Origin of the sequence: Hungatella effluvii, assembly GCF_003201875.1 — a bacterium.
Classification (GTDB): Bacteria; Bacillota; Clostridia; order Lachnospirales; family Lachnospiraceae; genus Hungatella; species Hungatella effluvii.
In genome coordinates, this window is the sequence record NZ_QJKD01000001.1 from 507,883 (window position 1) to 526,372 (window position 18,490).

The 18,490-nt window shown below is 49.9% G+C and carries 19 protein-coding genes; 1 reads left to right on the plus strand and 18 read right to left on the minus strand.

Annotated elements, in window-relative coordinates; genetic code table 11:
• Nucleotides 1–256: 256 nt before the first annotated feature.
• The 7 genes from DFR60_RS02085 to DFR60_RS02115 form a co-directional block, all read right to left on the minus strand.
• Entirely contained in the window at nt 257–1,099 is an 843-nt protein-coding gene (locus DFR60_RS02085; RefSeq protein WP_110321396.1) for a DegV family protein, read from the minus strand.
• A gap of 87 nt (nt 1,100–1,186) precedes the next feature.
• Nucleotides 1,187–1,780 (minus strand): flavodoxin domain-containing protein, encoded by a 594-nt coding sequence (locus DFR60_RS02090; RefSeq protein ID WP_110321397.1) that lies wholly within the window; start codon nt 1,778–1,780, stop codon nt 1,187–1,189.
• 36 nt (nt 1,781–1,816) lie between these two features.
• On the minus strand, nt 1,817–2,314 hold the full coding sequence (locus tag DFR60_RS02095) for a MarR family winged helix-turn-helix transcriptional regulator (RefSeq protein ID WP_110321398.1): 498 nt from the start codon (nt 2,312–2,314) through the stop codon (nt 1,817–1,819).
• A gap of 130 nt (nt 2,315–2,444) precedes the next feature.
• A complete protein-coding gene (locus DFR60_RS02100; protein ID WP_110321399.1) occupies nt 2,445–2,741 on the minus strand; it encodes a sulfate transporter in 297 nt (98 codons plus the stop codon).
• Nucleotides 2,742–2,829: 88 nt separating this feature from the next.
• Complete coding sequence (htpG, locus tag DFR60_RS02105) at nt 2,830–4,848, minus strand: molecular chaperone HtpG (RefSeq protein ID WP_110321615.1); 2,019 nt, start codon at nt 4,846–4,848, stop codon at nt 2,830–2,832.
• 147 nt (nt 4,849–4,995) lie between these two features.
• The gene (locus tag DFR60_RS02110; RefSeq protein ID WP_002600978.1) at nt 4,996–5,493 is read right to left on the minus strand and encodes a DUF5721 family protein; all 498 of its coding nucleotides are present in this window, start codon (nt 5,491–5,493) and stop codon (nt 4,996–4,998) included.
• A 1-nt stretch (nt 5,494) separates the two neighbouring features.
• A complete protein-coding gene (locus DFR60_RS02115; RefSeq protein WP_110321400.1) occupies nt 5,495–6,280 on the minus strand; it encodes a DUF6882 domain-containing protein in 786 nt (261 codons plus the stop codon).
• Nucleotides 6,281–6,484: 204 nt separating this feature from the next.
• Here DFR60_RS02115 and DFR60_RS02120 point away from each other — a divergent pair, with 204 nt between their 5' ends.
• Nucleotides 6,485–7,783 carry a M18 family aminopeptidase gene (locus tag DFR60_RS02120; protein ID WP_110321401.1) on the plus strand — a complete coding sequence of 433 codons (1,299 nt, stop codon included), beginning with the start codon at nt 6,485–6,487 and terminating at the stop codon, nt 7,781–7,783.
• Between the two features lie 101 nt (nt 7,784–7,884).
• Here the strand turns inward: DFR60_RS02120 and DFR60_RS02125 are convergent, their stop codons facing one another.
• The 11 genes from DFR60_RS02125 to spo0A all read right to left on the minus strand — a co-directional run bounded on the left by DFR60_RS02125 (nt 7,885) and on the right by spo0A (nt 18,433).
• Nucleotides 7,885–8,115 (minus strand): hypothetical protein, encoded by a 231-nt coding sequence (locus DFR60_RS02125; RefSeq protein ID WP_110321402.1) that lies wholly within the window; start codon nt 8,113–8,115, stop codon nt 7,885–7,887.
• Between the two features lie 27 nt (nt 8,116–8,142).
• Nucleotides 8,143–9,117, minus strand: a complete 975-nt coding sequence (locus DFR60_RS02130; protein ID WP_110321403.1) for a peptidylprolyl isomerase — start codon at nt 9,115–9,117, stop codon at nt 8,143–8,145.
• Between the two features lie 163 nt (nt 9,118–9,280).
• The gene (locus DFR60_RS02135; protein WP_110321404.1) at nt 9,281–11,554 is read right to left on the minus strand and encodes an AAA family ATPase; all 2,274 of its coding nucleotides are present in this window, start codon (nt 11,552–11,554) and stop codon (nt 9,281–9,283) included.
• Nucleotides 11,551–12,705, minus strand: a complete 1,155-nt coding sequence (locus tag DFR60_RS02140; protein WP_110321405.1) for an exonuclease SbcCD subunit D — start codon at nt 12,703–12,705, stop codon at nt 11,551–11,553. The genes DFR60_RS02135 and DFR60_RS02140 overlap by 4 nt, the downstream gene beginning before the upstream one ends.
• 55 nt (nt 12,706–12,760) lie before the next feature.
• Complete coding sequence (locus DFR60_RS02145) at nt 12,761–13,546, minus strand: HAD family hydrolase (protein WP_110321406.1); 786 nt, start codon at nt 13,544–13,546, stop codon at nt 12,761–12,763.
• Nucleotides 13,543–14,148, minus strand: a complete 606-nt coding sequence (locus DFR60_RS02150) for a Maf family protein (protein ID WP_110321616.1) — start codon at nt 14,146–14,148, stop codon at nt 13,543–13,545. The genes DFR60_RS02145 and DFR60_RS02150 overlap by 4 nt, the downstream gene beginning before the upstream one ends.
• A 157-nt stretch (nt 14,149–14,305) precedes the next feature.
• Nucleotides 14,306–14,869, minus strand: coding sequence for a putative ABC transporter permease (locus DFR60_RS02155; RefSeq protein WP_110321617.1), 564 nt, complete (start codon nt 14,867–14,869; stop codon nt 14,306–14,308).
• 111 nt (nt 14,870–14,980) lie between these two features.
• The gene (locus DFR60_RS02160; RefSeq protein ID WP_002600988.1) at nt 14,981–15,439 is read right to left on the minus strand and encodes a divergent PAP2 family protein; all 459 of its coding nucleotides are present in this window, start codon (nt 15,437–15,439) and stop codon (nt 14,981–14,983) included.
• 42 nt (nt 15,440–15,481) lie between these two features.
• Complete coding sequence (locus tag DFR60_RS02165; RefSeq protein ID WP_110321407.1) at nt 15,482–16,051, minus strand: HD domain-containing protein; 570 nt, start codon at nt 16,049–16,051, stop codon at nt 15,482–15,484.
• 29 nt (nt 16,052–16,080) lie between these two features.
• Complete coding sequence (gene glgA, locus DFR60_RS02170) at nt 16,081–17,526, minus strand: glycogen synthase GlgA (RefSeq protein ID WP_110321408.1); 1,446 nt, start codon at nt 17,524–17,526, stop codon at nt 16,081–16,083.
• A gap of 103 nt (nt 17,527–17,629) precedes the next feature.
• A complete protein-coding gene (gene spo0A, locus DFR60_RS02175; protein WP_110321409.1) occupies nt 17,630–18,433 on the minus strand; it encodes a sporulation transcription factor Spo0A in 804 nt (267 codons plus the stop codon).
• Nucleotides 18,434–18,490: the final 57 nt, after the last annotated feature.

An 18,490-nucleotide genomic window follows, 5' to 3' on the forward strand; every position in this document is an offset into this window, starting at 1 on the left:
TTACACTGAGACTGTGTATTTGTCAAATTATGCCAGCAGTGGCCGCGCTTATGCTTTATATGCGCATGACCGTTCACACCTCCATGACAAAGAAAGACCTTCGCAGCTATCCGATTTCAGGACAGCCGCGAAGGCCTGATTCACATTACCCAATATACTTGCATTACTATTTTACTATTACTATTTTATCATTACTGTTTCATTATACTTCGTTCTATATTCCTGCTCCAAAGCACATGTCTGGAGGTTATACCGCCTACAATGCAACGATAATTCCGCCGTCACTGGCATATACCGTTGCCACTCCGGCCGTCTCTGTAATGATGACATCCTTAAATGACGCCTGGCGGCACATCTCGTTCTTCACCACCTCTGCGCGCTCGGGATTGTTGCAGTGGGCGATAATAAGTACCTTGTCTTTCGTCTCTCCTGCTTCCCGGATCGCGATATCGGCCATACGCGTAAGGGCTTTATTGATCCCCCTCGCCTGATCCAGCTTGATGATCACACCGGAATCAGCTCCCATAACCGGCTTAATGTTCAGTGCGGTAGCAAAAAATGCCTGAAGGCCGGTCAGACGGCCGTTCTTGCGCAGCGTGTCCAGACTCTCCAGTACGAAATATGTTCTCATATTCTTAATAAAGCTGCGTGTCTTCTCCTCAATCTCTTCAAATGGAAGAGATGCCTGACAGAGTGACTGGATATAGAGGGCGATGTTTAACTCCCCGGAAGAGGCGGAATCGGAACTGAAGACCGCGATGCTCTTCCCTTCCTGGCCGTGTTCCTCCTCATAGAGCTTCTTCGCCAGTACAGCGCTGTTGTACGTTCCGCTTAAATGCTCAGACAGTGTAATAACAAATATCTGCTCCGCGTCGCATTCAAATGCCTCCTTAAACCTCTCAGGCGACGGACATGCGGTCTGCGGACACTCACTGCTGCTTCTTACCAGCTCCAGAAACTTCTTCTGGTCAAAGGTCTCATCATCTATTACCTGGGTATGCTCTACCTGCAAAGTAAGGGGAATGATCTGAAAATGCGGATCTTTCTTTAAGTCAGCCGTTAAATCCAGACAGCTGTCCCCGATAATCTTATAGCTCATATTCTATTTCCTCCTGACATATAACTTGTCATGTAGTATTCATTACTATATATTATAGGGAAGCCACGGTGGAATGTCAATAGAATATTACTCCTGAACTTCCGCATTTTGCATCTGTTTCCGGAGATCCGGGCCATTCGTTCCGTTTTCGTCCATAAGAAAGCCGGTAATCTCATTCAGGCTTTCAAAATCTGTAAAATCCACCTTCCTGCCAAATGTCTCAATCAGCCCCTGTGTCTCGGAATTCCGCTCTTCCGGCGGAATCTTCTTAACCCTGCTGTACAGAAGCCCCATCATCGCCCGGTGTGCGACGGACAGCCTGGAGTAATCCATGCCTCCTCTCAGATGAAAGAGCTTCGCCTCGGCCCAAAGCGGGTCCGCCAGCTGCTTCTTTATAAAATTTCTGATATTGCTGACATTGGTCTCATCGCTTGGGTCTGACAGCCCTACGGTGACCACCAGAAGCTTCGCGGCCGGTTCCTGGCGAAGCAGCTTTGCCGTGTGGCCCAGACCGAGAATCAGCCCGGCATAGATCCCTCCCAGGTGTATGACCTCTTCACAAGAAGAAAGAGACTTTACCTCCTTGCAGTTCCTGCACGGTATTCCTGTCCTTCGTGACAATTCTTCCGCATAACGCTTCGTCGTTCCGTATTTGCTGCCATAAATAATAATTCGATCCATATCATTCCTCCTGTATCTCTCTTTTTCCTGTAACCGTTACGTTGTCTCCTTCATCGCCTCTTCCGCGGCCTCCAGGCCGTCGATTCCATCGTACAGCTTCATAAGCAGCGTAAACAGCTGCTCCATCTCCCGATCCGTGTACCCCTGAAACAGACAGGCAAGTTTCTGTCCGTGAAGCGCTGCAGTCTGTTCAAAGTACTCGCCCAACCGTTCCGTCGGAAGCAGAAATGATGCCCGCTTGTCATTTTCGTTCTGTATGATTGTAACGAAACCCTTCTGTTCGAGAACTGCGGCCAGCTTCTTGATATTCTGCCTGGAGCATCCCAGCAGATCTCCCAGCTGGGTGAACGTCAGCCGCTCCTCCGACTGCCGCACCATGGTCAGCAGCATAAACTGTTTAAGCGTAATGCCGGAGCTGCTCTTATCGAATATGGTCTGAAGCCTGTTTTCAGCAATGCACAGCGTGCTGAACACGGCTTTCTCCTGCCTTTCTCTTGTACCTTTAAATCGTCTGATGAGATCTGAAATCTGCATGTGTTCCTCCATATAGTAACTTGTTACCTATTTGTCGTAAAGGGGAGGACAGGAAAGTCCGCAGGCTTCCCTGTCCTATTTTCCGGCTGGTCTTCATGAGATCAGCCGGTTCGTCTTATCTGTCTGTAGATCAGTCGTCTTCCTGTGCGCCTACAACCCCCGCCGTACTGGCGGCAGTCGCAACAACAATCACGACGACAAAGAGGATCAGCAGAATAATCCCTCCAAAAAATGCCAGCATAAAGGTCGTACCGTCATCTTCCGAAGCCGTCTCTGCGGCAGCTGGTTCCGCGGCAGCCGCCGCGTTTTCCGTCTCCGCATGAGAGATGAGCACCGCACCCGGGGCCGCTCCTGCTAATACTCCGATGGCCAGCGCCAGCATAAGCCGCAGCACTGCCTTCTTTATCTCCCTTATCTTGTCCGTCATAAGAATCTCCTCCTGGTTACTATACAATCATAGTACCTAGTATATCATAAGGGAGCGGAAAATGGTATCCCCAATCATTCTTAGTTTCTTATTCCACTTCTTTCCCCATATCTGCCATGAGGATCATGATATCGTTGCTTCTCGCAATGAATTTCGTCATGCGCTCCGGAGTCAGGGATCCGTGGCTTAATGCAGCCAGGTCATACAGCTGCTCGCAGATTTCCTGGATGTGGCCGCCCTCTCTGTGATTCAGAACGTACTGAACCAGCTTATTGTTGTAGTTGAGCACCAGAGTCTCACCGCCGGCTCCAAACATGGACGGATCCATACCCGGCATGGTGTACATCTTCATCATCTCCTGCATACGGCGGCTGTCTTCGGAGACCGTAATCATGGAAGAAACGGCTTCATTTTTCAGTTTTTCCACTTTTACTTCCAGTTTATCGTTGCCAAGTGCCTTCTTGAACACCTCTGTCAGCGCGTCCGCATCGCCCTTCATGGCTTCCCTGGCCTCTTCCGTCATCTCTTCCTTAAAGCTGTCTGATAAGTCTGAGTTGATAGCCAGGAACTTCACATTCTCATTCTTCTGCTCCAGGAAATTGATGAACGGGCTGTCGATATTCTGAGTCATATAAACCGCGTCCATGCCTTCCTGCTTAAACATATTGATGTACTGGCTCTGTTCCTTCTCGTCTGTGATATAGAATACGGTGTTCTCGTGCTTTTCCTTATTCTCCTCCAGGCAGTCGGCCAGAGTCAAATACTTGCCTTCCAGATTCTTGAAAATGATATAATCATTCATCTTTTCAGCGAATTTCTCGTCCTTTAAGCAGCCGAATTTGATAAATGGATTGATATCATCCCAGTACTTCTCGTAATTCTCACGGTCAGTCTTAAACATACCGCTTAACTTGTCCGCTACCTTCTTTGTGATGTAATCGGAAATCTTCTTGACAAAGCCGTCGTTCTGCAGCGCGCTTCTCGATACGTTAAGCGGCAGATCCGGACAGTCAATCACGCCCTTCAGCAGCATTAAGAACTCCGGAATTACTTCCTTGATGTTGTCTGCGATAAATACCTGGTTGTTGTAAAGCTTGATTACGCCTTCCAGGCTGTCATAATTTAAGTTCAGTTTCGGGAAGTATAAGATTCCCTTTAAGTTGAACGGGTAGTCCATGTTTAAATGAATCCAGAACAGCGGTTCCTTGTAATCATGGAATACCTTGCGGTAAAAGCCTTTATACTCTTCCTCTGTACACTCGTTCGGATGCTTGTTCCACAGCGGGTGGATGTCATTCTCCGGAACGGGACGCTTTAAGATCTTATATTTTTCCCTGGCTGGAGAAATCTCTACGACTTCTTTTTCGCCGTTCTCATTCTCTTTCTCCTCGGTCTTGGCTTCCTCGACGATCGTCTCGATAATGGTGTCTTTCTCGGTCAGCTCGTCCTTCTCGATGGTATCATACTGCGGTTCAGCGGAGGAATTCTCCAGATAAATCTCCACCGGCATGAAGGAGCAGTACTTCTCCAGCACTTCTCTGGCGCGGTACTCGTTGCAGAACTCCAGACTCTCTTCATTCAGGTACAGCTTAATCGTGGTTCCGAAAGAGGTCTTATCCCCCTCTTCCATCTCATATTCCGTGCCGCCGTCGGATTCCCAGTGAACCGGCGCCGCACCTTCCTGATAGGATAATGTATCGATCGTCACCTTATCCGCTACCATAAACGCGGAATAGAAGCCCAGTCCGAAATGGCCGATAATCTGATCCTCATTGGCCTTGTCCTTATACTTCTCCAGGAAATCCTGTGCTCCTGAAAATGCGATCTGGTTGATGTACTCATCCACTTCTTCCATGGTCATACCGAGGCCGTTATCGGTGAAGGTGATCGTCTTATCGTTGGAATCCACCGTCACGGTAATCTTAAATTCTACGTCCTCCGGCTTCTGCCACTCTCCCATGACCTCAAGCTTCTTTAATTTCGTGATCGCATCGCAGCCGTTAGACACTAATTCACGGTAGAAAATGTCGTGATCCGAATAAAGCCACTTCTTGATAATCGGGAATATGTTTTCGCTGTTAATTGTCAAACTACCTGTCTTTGCCATATCCATACACTCCTTACTCTTTGCTGTATATTTTTCCATGGTTTGCCATGGTTTCTCACTCTTTGCCTGCAAAGAGTATTTTAATACTCCATTTTCCAAATGTCAATAGAAAATTAGCACTCATTTTAAATGAGTGCTAGTAATCGCCTATTCCTCCTGGAAAATGATCTCGTTTTTCTTCAAAAAGCTTCTCACCGCCTGATCCCATTCCATATCCAGGGTCTTGTCCAATGTAAAAATCGAGACCGATGTGCCGGTCACGCAGAACAGTTTTCCTTCCTCATAACGAATATTTAAGTACAGGCCATTGACCTGATCCGCCTTCAAAGGCATCTGATGGCCAGTTACAAACTTATCCACTGCCTGAGGCGGCATCTGCAGCACAATCTGGAAGCTGCCCGGAAGCTTCTTCCCCTTAATCAGTGAAAAACAGTATGGCCGGATCATCTTCCAGGAAGACAGTTCTTCCATCTGATTCTCCTCCAGCTCCTCTTCAGAATAATACCCCTGGCGGATATGACCGTCGATGGTAAACACATTAAAGGTAACAATCTCCGCTTCCTTGATCAGGAAGTGATCAAAAGTCTCTCCCACAAAGAGTTTGGCTGTAAATTGTCTGATATCTTCAATTCTTAATGCTATCATTTCACATTCTCCCCGTATTCTTCATGCATTTAATTCGCCAAAAGCTGTCCACGATCTCATATTCGATGATCAGGTCATTTTTAAAAATGGGATCGTCTTTAAAATGCGCCCTCACCGTAAGATCCTGCCACTCATACGGCGTTTCATTCCAGAGTAAGAAGCTCTCGACAAACAGTTTATGGTCGACAGAAAACTGTTGGATACACTGCATGGTAAGCGATACAAATTTCTGCCCGGTAACCGGTGCGAAGACCTCCTCCGGGACACCGGAAAAGGCCACCAGAACCGCGCCGCCGGAATGCGGCCCCCGGTAATAACAGCAATGCTCCGCTAACCCACAGGCCACTATGGACAGTGAATGGCCGTTAAAACTGTCCGTCAGTTCAAATTCCGCAGTCGTAAGCGGCTCAAGTCCCCACTTTTCTCCCGCGGCTCTCACCTGGTTCGCCGTCTGAAGAATCTCATCTGGAAAACCATTCACATTTTCCCAGCCCCACAGCCACGTATTGGAAGAAGACGCCTCGCTTCCAAGAAACTGCAGGGGATACTCGTCTGTTCCAAAAGCGATCACGCCCCGTGAAAAATCCACATTCCAGTCCCGGTCCTTTACAACCAGATCCCTGCACGCATCCTGAACCGCCATCACCTTGCCGAGGCAGGCGGAAAATACGAGAAACCAGCTGCTCCTGTCAAATTCACAACAGGTAAAAGCCGACTTTCTATTATGATCCCCATTCCCATCAGTTCCCGGAGTCTCCGCTTTTTTTCGATTTTTAAAGAAGTTCATTTTGCTCCTCCTCGTCTGTATTCCGCTTCGTTCTCAATGGAACTATTTTACCATAGAAGGCGCGGGGACGCCATTCGTATTTTCCCTGGTAACAAATATTTATAACCTTTGGAAAATCATTTTTAAATCAGAAGAACCAATTCCCACCTCTTCCACTTTGTGATATACTAAAAGCTGTAATTACACAGAAAAGAGGTCAAACCTATGAATGATATGAAACAGCTGGAGCGGCTTATCTCCGCTTCCGTATCCCCGTATCACTGCATCATGACGGCCGCCGCTTCCTTAGACGGCGCCGGATTTACAGAACTCTCCCTTTCCGGTTCCTGGAAACTGGAGCAGGGACACTCCTACTATATAAAAGCATACGATTCGACGCTCATCGCATTTACCATCGGCGAGCTGGCGGATCAGACGCCGAAGCTTAAACTGGCCGCCTCCCATACGGACTGGCCCTGTCTGAAATTAAAGCCTTCTCCGGAGGTAACTTCAGGACGGTACGGAAAACTCAACACAGAGGTCTACGGCGGACCGCTTCTTCACACCTGGTTTGACAGACCGCTGTCCATGGCAGGCAAAGTCTGCGTGACCAGTGATGCGCCGTCCGGCACGAAAACCATATTCGTGGACTTTAAGCGCCCGGTGCTCACGATTCCAAACCTGGCGATCCACATGAACCGGGAGGCCAATCAGGGCGTCGCTGTCAATCCGCAGGTTGACATGCTCCCGCTCTTAACCTTAATTAAGAGTGACCTGGAAAAGGAAGATTTCTTCTTAAAGGCTCTGGCCGCCGAAGCCGGTGTGGAAAAGCAGGATATACTGGACTACGAAATCTACGTCTACAATACGGAGAGCGGCACTTTATGCGGACTTGACGGTGAATTCTATTCCGCTCCGCGTCTCGATAACCTGACCTCCGTGCAGGCCTGCTTAAGCGGTATCATGAACAGCACTGCCGGAAATGAGATACATGTGATCGCGCTTTACGACAATGAGGAGATCGGAAGCAGCACGAAACAGGGAGCCGCCTCGCTGCTCATGGACCGTGTGCTGGAAAAGCTCTTCCTGTCCCTCGGCTGCTCCAGAGAATCCTACTTAAACGCCCTGTTTGACGGCTTCATGCTGTCCCTCGACGTCGCACACGCGATTCATCCCAACCACAGCGAAAAATGTGATATCAAGAACCAGATCCTCATGGGAGACGGAGTCGCCATCAAGCTGTCGGCCAGCCAGTCCTACGCGACCGACGCGACCAGCACGGGAATGATTGAAAGCATCTGCAGAAATGCCAAAATTCCATACAGGAAATTCTCCAACCGTTCCGATATGAAGGGCGGATCGACTCTCGGAAGTATTTCCTCCAGCTATTTAACCATGCGCACCGTGGATGCGGGAATCCCGATGCTGGCCATGCACTCCGCCAGGGAGGTCATGGGGACTGCGGATCAGAAAGCACTTGTTGATCTGGTGACTGCTTATTTTAACAAAGCAAACATGGATTGAAAGACTTGAATAAAAAACAGGAAACAGGGGGCGCCAGCTGATGGAGCCTCCTGTTTCCTTATCTCGTTCTTCTGCGCTCAAGCCCAACCGCTATTTACAGGCTATTCATAGATCTTCATCGTCTCCGGCACAATCTCTCTGCCGGTTTCCAGCGGTGTGGTCGATGTACGGCTTCCTTCCCAGTACCGGTATACATAGGTGCCGGAAAATAAAAGTCCCGCTGCAATCAAAAGGACCATAATAAACTTAAGCACCGTGACAAAAACTGCCTTCCCCCTGGTACTTTTGCGCTTCCGGCTCCTGCCCCGGCTGCTCCTTCCCCCTTCTGCCATGGAATGCCCCTCTGCTTTCCTTCCCCATTATGAATTGGGAAAATGTTTTCTGTACAAGTCAAAAAAATTCGTGGTCGTCGTCTTATCGTCAATGGAAAACTTAATTCCATCCCAGATATCGTTGCTGAATGTAACCGGATTCTCTGCCTTGAACTGATCGTATATCTGCCCGAACGCGTCCTTTTTCCTCTGCTGGTACAGGTTATCCTTTCTCGCCTGTGTGGCATCCTCGTCGTAGTCGCTCACACATTTGATGATGTAGAACATGCCGTTATCCTCCACCACCGGGCTGATCTCGCCTGCCGTCAGGGAAAATGCCGCATCCTCCAGCGCTTTCCTCGCTTCTCCGCGTCCCAGCTGTTTCTGAATCTCGTTATCCTCTGAATACTCCCGTGCAATGGCTTCGAAGTCCGCCCCGTCTTCGTTCACCTGATTCAGCACGTCCTGGGCTGTATTCCCGTCTGAGAGGACGATCTGGTCGATGGTTATGACCTTTGCCTCACTGTCGCTGATCTCCAGATTCATATCCTTTGTCAGTTCACTGACCACCTTGTTGGAAAGGAAGTATTCCTCATACATCGTCCGCACATCGTCCTCCTTCACCCCCATGTACGTGATGTCATCCTCGGTCAGAGACTCATAATACTCCTCCGACAGCTTCCGGATCTCCTCCTTCTCGGCGCTCGTGATGATAATCTCCTTATCCTTTGCCAGAAGATTCATCCATTTCATCTCCTGAAGGAATTCCTGGGCCTGCCCCAGCAGATACGTCTCAAATGTCTCCCCATCCGGCAGTTCCACGCTCCAGATCTGGCCGGTATATGCCTGCTGGTAACGGTTGCGCTCAGTCGCCACAATAATCATGGACTGCGGAAGTGTGTATGCCTTCATTTCATTTACCTCTGAGACCATGGGAAGCCCCTTGGCGCAGCCGGTAAGAAGCATGGCGGCCAGAACAGCGGCCAGCGTTTGTTTCACTTTTTTTCTATATTTAAAATTCATGGACAACTCCTGTATGAATGAAAAACTCTCCAATGTGTTATGCGAATAGTATTATACCATGTCCTTCGGCCATGATTCCCTCCGGGGGATGCGCACGGTTCGGTCTGTGCTTTGCCATCCTCCGGACGGCACCGAACCGGCGCCAGTATAATGTCTGCCGCCATTATACCATACTTTCTGTCACGATTCTACTTCCCTGATTCGTTTTTTCTACCAGAATATGGCTGCCGATCTGTTCTTTCAATTCTTCCACATGGGAAATGATTCCAACCATACTGGAACCGCCGCTCAAAGAGGTCAGAATCGCCACCGCCTGTTCCAGGGATTCTGCATCGAGAGAGCCAAAGCCTTCGTCCACAAAGAGAGCTTCCACCTGGATGCCTCCCGCGTAGCTCTGTATCACATCGGAGGTCCCCAGCGCCAGTGCCAGCGCAGCGTTAAACGCCTCGCCTCCCGACAGGCTCTTCACGGAACGGCGCTTGCCCGTATACTGGTCAAGCACCTCCATCTCCATGCTCTCCTTACTTCTCCTGTCTCTTGTTCTGTCCAGCCGGTGCAGTTCGTACCGCTCCCCGCTCATCTTGAGAAGGCGCCGGTTTGCCGCCCGGAGAATGTCCTCAAAATAGACGGATAGGACGTACTGCTCAAATACCAGATTCCGGCCGTTATATCCCCCGGCCGCCCGTTCCAGTTCACGGACCACGCTGTACTCTGTCTCCAGCTTTTCCTTTTCCTCCAGATGGCCTTTCAGAGTGGCCAGTGACTGCCGGTTCAAAACCAGAGCCGCTCCCGTCCGTTCTTTTTCCTTGGCCGTCTGCCTGCGGTCTCTCTCACATTCCGTAAGCGCCGCTTCAAATCCGGATAGTTCCACCAGCTCCGTCTGTTTTGGAACCCGGATGGCCGCCTTTAACTGGGAATAAGCCGCTTTCTGCTTTTCCAGCTTAACCGCGCAGTCCTGGTAGGCCTTTTCACACTCCCGGATCTCTTTTTCTTCCTGTTTTGTCTCTTCTTCCAGCAGGCGCAGCCTTTCCTCGATTTCGAGAAAAGCCCGCTCTCCGCCGTCCGATAAATCCATAGAACCAAGGTTTTCTTCCATATTTTTTACGGCGCCCACCAGCGCCGCCGCGTCGCTCGCGGCCGCCGATGCCTTTTCTAATGCCGCCTCATAGTCCGCCTTCAGCCGCCGGATCTGTTTCTCGTCCGGCACCTCGCCTTCCATGGACGCGGGAGCCGGATGGACAGTGGAGCCGCAGACCGGACACGGAAATCCTTCCACCAGATCCCTTGCAATAATTCCCGCAGCCGCTTTCTTAAAACAGTCATCCTGATATTCGTAAATCCGCTTCTTTTCCTTTGCTTCTCCATCGAGCTTTAGATACTTTTCCTGCCGTTCAACCAGCTGTCTGCGCGCGGCCTTCCATGCGGCAAGCCCCTTTTTCTGCTCCTCCAGCACGCGTAAATCCGACTTCTTCCCCTCCAGCTTTTCCCGGCGGGCGGGGAGGCGGCCGTATGCCCTGGCCAGCTCTTTTTTCTGTTCTTTTAAGCCGTCCCGCTCCTCTTCCAGCTTTGCCAGGGTCTTCCTGTCACTTTCATACTTTCGGACTGCCTGGTTGCCGCTTCGCAGCTCCTCGATCGCCCTCACCCGGTCCTTATAGGTCTGGTCCAGTTCTCCCAGGCGGGAGGCCAGTTCTCTCTCCCGGTTACCCAGCCGTTCATTTTCCTGTTCCACAAATCCCAAAAGCTTTCGGTAATTCCGGTTTTTCTTTGATTTCAGTTCTTCCCAGTCCCCATTCTCAATGCGGAACGTTCCCGTGATCTCGTCCGCCCGGTGCTTCACCTCATCGATCCGGCCGTTTAGGGCCTTCACTCTGGAGGACAGCAGCGCCGTCATCGTATCGTAGATCCGAGTCTGGAAAATATCGCGGAATATCTGGGTTCTCTCTTTGGAGCTGGACACAAGAAGCTGCTGAAATTCCCCCTGGGCGATCATGGATATCTGGCGGAACTGGCGGTAATCCAGTCCCAGCAGTTCCGTCACCCGCTCCGTCACCTGCGTGCTTCCTGAGGCCAGAAGCGCCTCTTCTTCGTAGAGCTCGCCGCCCTCCAGTTCCGTGGTCATTCCCTCGCCCTTAAGCTTCGGTCTGTCATACTTTGGATTTCGGGTAACCCGGTACTGCTTTCCTCTATGGGAAAAGGTGAGCGTCACATACGTGGGTGTGGAAGCGTCCGCAAAATCGCTCCGCAGACTGTCCTTCTCCCGGATGCTTCCGCTGACCTCCCCGTAAAGAGCAAAGGTAATTCCGTCAAATATCGTGGTCTTTCCGGCGCCGGTCGGTCCTGAGATCAGAAACAGCCCCCGCTGCATGGCCTCAAAATCTGCCCGTTCCACACCTTTATAAGGCCCCCATCCGCTCAAAACAAGCGCTGTCGGCTTCATGAAACCTCCTCCTCTGCCTGTTCAGCCGTCTCCCTCATCACGGCTTCCTGCTCTTCTGACATGGTCTTTCCCGTAACAAGCTCGTAAAAATCCGCAAACAGTCCATACGGACCCTTTTCCTTCATAATATCATCATGGATCACGGTATCGTCCTGCTCCACCGCCCGTTTTTCCCATTTTAACTGCATGATATTGGGATAGACGCTTCGGAGTGTTCCGATCGGATCCAGCAGCTCCGTCTCATCCGTTAAAACCGCCAGGATATAGTCCTCCGGATCCGCCGCGCTCACAACCTCCGGGAGAATTAAATCTGCCAGACGGCCCCTGATCTTTCGCATATCGTGGACCGGCGTCAGCGGAAGGCGTTCCAGCGTGACCTTCCCGTTCTCTCCCACCTCACCGTACAGCACCGACTTCCGGTGACTGCACTCGGAAAAAGAGTATTTTACCGGCGAGCCGCTGTAGTATACCGGATTCTTCCCGATCTGCTGGCAGCCGTGGATATGCCCCAGAGCCGTATAGCAGAATGGCTGAAACAATGCCGCTTCCACCTGATCCGTTCCGCCCACAGACACCCGTGTCTCCGAATCGGAGAGCTCCGGCAACAATCCCTGGTTCACCACAAACTGATGGGCCATCAGAATATCCCTTCCTCCGGGACTGTATGTCACATGGCGGAGAATTTCCTCGAAGCTCTCTTCAAACGTCTTCATGCTGCCCTCGCACCGGTAGAGGGACCTAACCTCCGCCGGCTTTGCAAACGGAGCCAGATGAACACGCACAAAGCCCCACTGGTCGGGGATATCCACGAACCGTACCGGAGCTTCCAGCTTTCCCTCCAGATAGAGGCCCCTCTTTTCCAGAATCCGGTTGGCAAATCCGATACGCTCTCCACAGTCGTGATTCCCGGCAATGGCCAGAATCGTCACTCCCATTTCGGACAGTCCGGTCAAAAACGCGTCAAACATGGTTACTGCTGCGGCAGGCGGCACGGAACGGTCATATAAGTCACCACTCAAAAGAACGGCATCTGCCTGCCGTTCTTTTACGTAATCCATGATCTGTTTCAGTGCCGCTTTCTGTTCCTCCAGCATGGAGAATCCACTGACGGTCTTGCCAATATGGAGGTCTGATGTATGAATAAATCGCATCCTCGTTCCCTTTCGTCCCTTACTTCCCTGCTGATTCTTACGTATCCAACGGGGCTTATACCAAAAGCTTCAGAATCTTTAACACGCCGTCGTTCACATTGGTATCCGTCTGAAACCTGGCTGTGGCTTTCACCTCCGGCCTGGCATTTCCTACGGCAAAGCTGTAGTACGCCTGTTCCAGCATCTCGATATCATTTAGCTGATCGCCGAAAGCCATCGTCTCCTCCGGTTTGATCTCCAAACTGTCCTGTAAAAGCTTCACGGCCTGTCCCTTGTTGATTCCCGGCTTCATGCAGTCCATCCACATATCGCCTGCGATGGTAATCTTAAACCTGTCTTTGTATTTCTCTCTCAGCTCCCTGGTGTATTCCTCCACCTCGGTCTCACGGTATATGGACACCTTGATGAACTGGGAGTCCACCATCGTCAAATCCGGTACCTGTTCCACGCGGAACTGGTATCCCTCCACCAGCCAGTCTACAAACTCCTGCTTCTCCGTCTCTAAATAGACCACATCAGGGCCGCTGAGCATCACCTCAAGGCCCTCCATCCGGCGCACATCGCGCACCATATCCATCACCGTTTCCCTGTCGATGGGATTTAGAAATAAATTCCGGCCATGGCAGCCCACATAGGCTCCGTTGTCGGATAAGTAAAATACTTTTTCTTTGATTGGTCCGAATATCGACTCAATGCTGGCCCATTGACGGCCGCTGGCAGCCGCAAACTGTACCCCGTTTTCTCTAATTTTCATGATCACATCGAGAAGCTCCGGGTTCATCTCATGGCTTCCATCCGGCACCAGTGTGCCGTCGATATCGGATACGATCAGTTTAATCATCCGTTATTCCTCCTTGCTGTGAGCGTCAAAAGGCTCTTCATTTCCTGATAAACACGTCCTACAGGCAATCCTACTACATTATTGTAATCCCCGTCAATCCCTTTGATGTAAGAAGCGAATTTTCCCTGAATTCCATAAGCCCCGGCCTTGTCCATGGGTTCCTCTGAAAAAGCGTATTCATGGATCTCCTCAGCCGTCATCGGATAGACATGCACATCCGTCTTCTCTGCAAATGTCTTGCGGGCCCTGCCTTCCTGGCCGCATACGATCATGGTCACTCCCGTGTACACCTGATGGGTCTTCCCTGCCAGAAGCGCAATCATGTGCTCCGCATCCTCATGGGTCTTAGGCTTTCCCAGAATCCGGCCTTCCGCGGCCACCACCGTGTCCGCACCGATCACAATCGTGCCCTTCGCACAACGCTCCGCCACATCAGCGGCCTTTTGAAGCGACAGCTCCTTTACAACCTCCTCCGGCCTGTCGGTCGTTATCTTCTCTTCCAGCGTGCTGGGAATAATCTCCGGCACGATTCCTATCTGTCCTAACAGTTCCCTGCGCCTCGGTGACGCGGATGCAAGAACGATCTCTCTGTCTTCAGTCAAACTATCTGCCTCCTGTTCTGTTTTAAAAGCCCGGCCGTCCGGATTCTCACACATAAGCACGGCACACATGCTCACAACCGGACACGTTACCACGCTCACATCTGGGCGCGTTTCCAAGAATGAAATAAGCGGGACCCTTTACGAATCCCGCCAACCATCAATATACTTTCAGACGCCCCACGACTGACACGCCTTCCTCTTCTTCCATCTCCGCGGCCTTAAGCTGATACCGCATGGTGTATGTAAAATCCGCTACATAGAAGGATAAGAGTCCCAAGGCCACAAGGCGTTCCAGACCGATCGGAACAACATCCACCAGCTGGCTTACAAACCCATTTAAAAACTTGAAGAAAAATAATCCTAAAAATCCCCAGGCAATACTGCTTTCCAGACAGATAATGCCCTTGTAATTGAATGGCTTCTGGCTGTAATCCCACCAGAATGCTCCGAACAGCTTAATCATAATGTGCGCCGTCACAAGTTCCATGGAAGTTGCCATCACCACGGAAGCAAAATACAGCTCCACAGGCTGTCCTGCCAGCGGTTCCAGAATCAGGCAGGCCCCCAGCGCTCCAAAGCCATATATGACACAAAACGGGCCATGTCCAAATCCCCGGTTCAACACCGGTCTCCGGTTCTCATAGCTGAGCACGGTACATTCCAGAAGGTAACCGATGAAACTAAACGCGAAAAACCAGTTAATCGTATGGTAAATCGTCATATCCATTGTACCTCCAACTTTAACAGTTTTTTAACTTGTTAAAGTATAATATGGATATCTTAAGAAATCAAGAATTAATTTCTTACGATTCACGGAAATATTCCGACTTTTTTAATAATACTGCGCCATGAAAACGGCGAGAGCAATGCCAAGAATGGCACCTGCCGCCACCTGAAGCGGAGTATGTCCCACATATTCCTTTAACTTTTCCTGCAACACCTCTCCGCTTAACTTGAGCGGATTCTCAAGCAGTATGCTGTTTAACAGCTTCGCCTGCTTTCCTGTCTCCCTGCGGACTCCCATGGCGTCATACATAACCACCATGGAAAGGATAAAACATACTGCAAACTCAAAAGAACCGACGCCGTAATGCAAGGCGGCGGCGGTCGTCATTCCACATACCGTTGCGGAGTGGGAGCTGGGCATACCGCCCGATCCCACCAGCCGCTCCGGATTAAAGCTTTTATTCAGGGCAAGGTCGATGATTGTCTTCAGTACCTGAGCTACCACCCAGCCGGTGACAGCGCTCATCAGAACCTGATTTGCCAGTAATTCGTCCCAAAATGTCATGGTTTTCTCCTGCTTTTTGTATCAGAGGATCCATCCAGCCGGTTAAGCGGTTCTTCCCGCTCTCAGGCTGTATAAAACCCACCTTTTTACTCTGGCGGCCGTCTCTGCCAGGCCGCAGAACTTATCCGCATAAATGATGGCCATCCCTTCCCTGCTCTTTGGCGGAACCGGGGTAAGCGGCCACATATGGCGCAGAATCATGTCCTTTTCCTTATCCGTTAAGTCAAAGTACTTCTCTGCGTTGGCTAACGCCCTGCGCGGATGGGTAAATCCGTGAAAGTGTTCTCCCGTCTCCTTCGCATGGGTATGCCAGTCGTATAAGAATAAATCATGCAGAAGTCCTGCTCTGGCGGTCTGTACATAGTCCCATCCAAAGCGGCGGCAGATCCGGTAACTTAAATAGGATACCTTGATGCAGTGCGCCTTACAGGTAGTATCCCCATGCTGCATAAAATAATCCATGGATTGAAACACAGGATTTTCCAGAATGTCCTCTACACACGCAAGATACGCTTCATCATCCTCATACCGCTCCTGATTGATCCAGGAAGAGTCCTCCGCCCAGCGGAGCACCTCCTCCTTTTCTTCCCGAGTAAAACACTTGTTTTTCATGCTATGTCCGCTTCCTTCTTTATCTGAACTCAATAGCCAATCAGCCAGTCATACAGTTCCTGATACTTGACAGCCGAAGTATTCCAGGAATAATCCATCGCCATCGCGCGGTCTATGATCTTATTCCACTCCCGCTTCTTATCATAGTATATGCGCTCTGCATAGCGAATAACCGCCAGCATCTCATGAGCGTTGTAATTCTGGAATGAGAATCCGGTTCCACGGTTCTCAAACTCGTTATACGGTTCCACTGTATCCTTCAGACCGCCTGTTTCGCGGACAATCGGAACGGTTCCGTAGCGAAGCGACATCAGCTGGCTCAAACCGCACGGCTCAAATAAGGACGGCATCAGAAATGCGTCGCAGGCCGCATAAATCTTATGGGACATCGGCTCGGAATAGAAAATATTCGCGGATACCTTGTCATTATACTTCCAGTCGTAATGGCGGAACATATTCTCGTACCGCTCTTCTCCAGTTCCCAGCACAACCAGCTGGATATCGTCCTGACATATCTCGTCCAGAACACACTGGATCAAATCGAGGCCCTTCTGGTCAGTCAGTCTGGATACTATACCGACCATAAACTTCCTGTCGTCCTGGGGCAGTCCCAGTTCTTCCTGCAGGGCCCGTTTGTTCTTTATCTTTTCCTTGCGGAAATTCTTTGCATTGTACTTCTGCACAATGTAAGGATCCGTCTCTGGATTGAAATCATCGTAATCAATGCCGTTTACAATACCACGCAGGCTGTTTGCACGCGCCCGCATCAGGCCGTCCAGCCCTTCGCCATAGAATGGCATCTTGATCTCCTCGGCATACGTCTCGCTTACAGTGGTTATGGCGTCGGCGTAAACAATGCCGCCCTTTAACAGGTTGCCATCCTTGTATGCTTCAAGTTTATCTGGTGTAAAGTAGTAATCCGGGAGGCCTGTCAGCCTCTTGATCGTCATGACATCCCACACTCCCTGGAACTTTAAGTTGTGGATGGTGATAACCGACTTCATGCTGCGGAAGAACTCTCCGTCATGGAACCGGTCTTTTAACAGGACAGGTATAAGCGCCGTCTGCCAGTCATGGCAGTGTACCACATCCGGCTGAAATCCAATTACCGGAAGCGCTGACAATGCCGCCCTTGAGAAAAAGCAGAATTTTTCCAAATCACAGTACCAGTCGCCGTATGGCTTTGGTCCGTTAAAATAGCCTTCATTATCAATAAAGTAAAAAGTAATTCCCTCGTATACGTACTGAAGAATTCCAACGTATCTGCTCTGTCCCATGTAATCCATGTAAAAATGGTTTACATACTCCATGTCGTTTCTCCACGACTCTTTCATACACAGATACTTGGGAATCATAACCCTGACATCAAAATATTCCTTATCAAAACATTTGGGAAGGGAACCTACTACATCAGCAAGTCCACCGGTTTTAATAAAAGGTACTGCCTCCGATGCAACGAATAAAATCTTCTTCATCAAAAAACCTCCCTCATTTACAGTCACCCCTGAGGGCGCCACTCTTTGTCTTATAGTATACTGCATTTTGATTAAATAAGGAAGTATATTTGTGATAGATTTTCTAAAGTTTTTTGTAATCCAGTCTTATTTTATCCGCAATCAGGGCGATAAATTCGGAGTTTGTCGGCTTGCCTTTTCCGGTGCTGACGGTATATCCGAAGAGATCATTGATCGTATCCATCTTGCCCCGGCTCCACGCAACCTCGATGGCATGGCGGATCGCACGCTCCACACGGCTCGGCGTTGTCTGATGCTTCTTGGCTATGGACGGATAGAGAATTTTGGTAACGCTGGTTAACATTTCCTGGTCCTGCACGGAAATAACAATGGCATCCCTTAAGTACTGATATCCTTTGATATGAGCCGGGATGCCGATTTCATGAAGCATTTGAGTCACGTCATTTTCCAGATTCTGTTCCATGTACTCATTCTTGTTCACATATGGCTTGACCTTCTTCATGCCTGAAAGTCCCGATGTTTTCGCTTTCCTGTGTCCGACTCTTCTGACTTTATCGACAACAATATCTTTATTAAAAGGCTTCATGATGTAATAATTGGCGCCCATGCGGAACGCATCTTCGGTAATATTCTCACTTCCGGCCGCTGTTACCATAATAAACGACGGCATCTTAGTCAGTGCTGCATTGCCGCGCACGCGCTCCATCACCGTAATTCCGTCCATTCTCGGCATAATGACATCCAATAAGACAACATCAGGGCTCGTTTTTACAATCATGTTGTAAGCATCTTCTCCATTATCCGCCTTCCCGACGACATGGAAATCCTCCTCTCCCTCCAATATATCGTTTAACAGACTGAGCGTCTGCAGGTTATCGTCCGCTATTGCAATACTGATTTCCGACATCTTCCTACTCTCCCTTTCTTGTTGATTGAATGATTAGTGTAAAGCCATTATAGACTT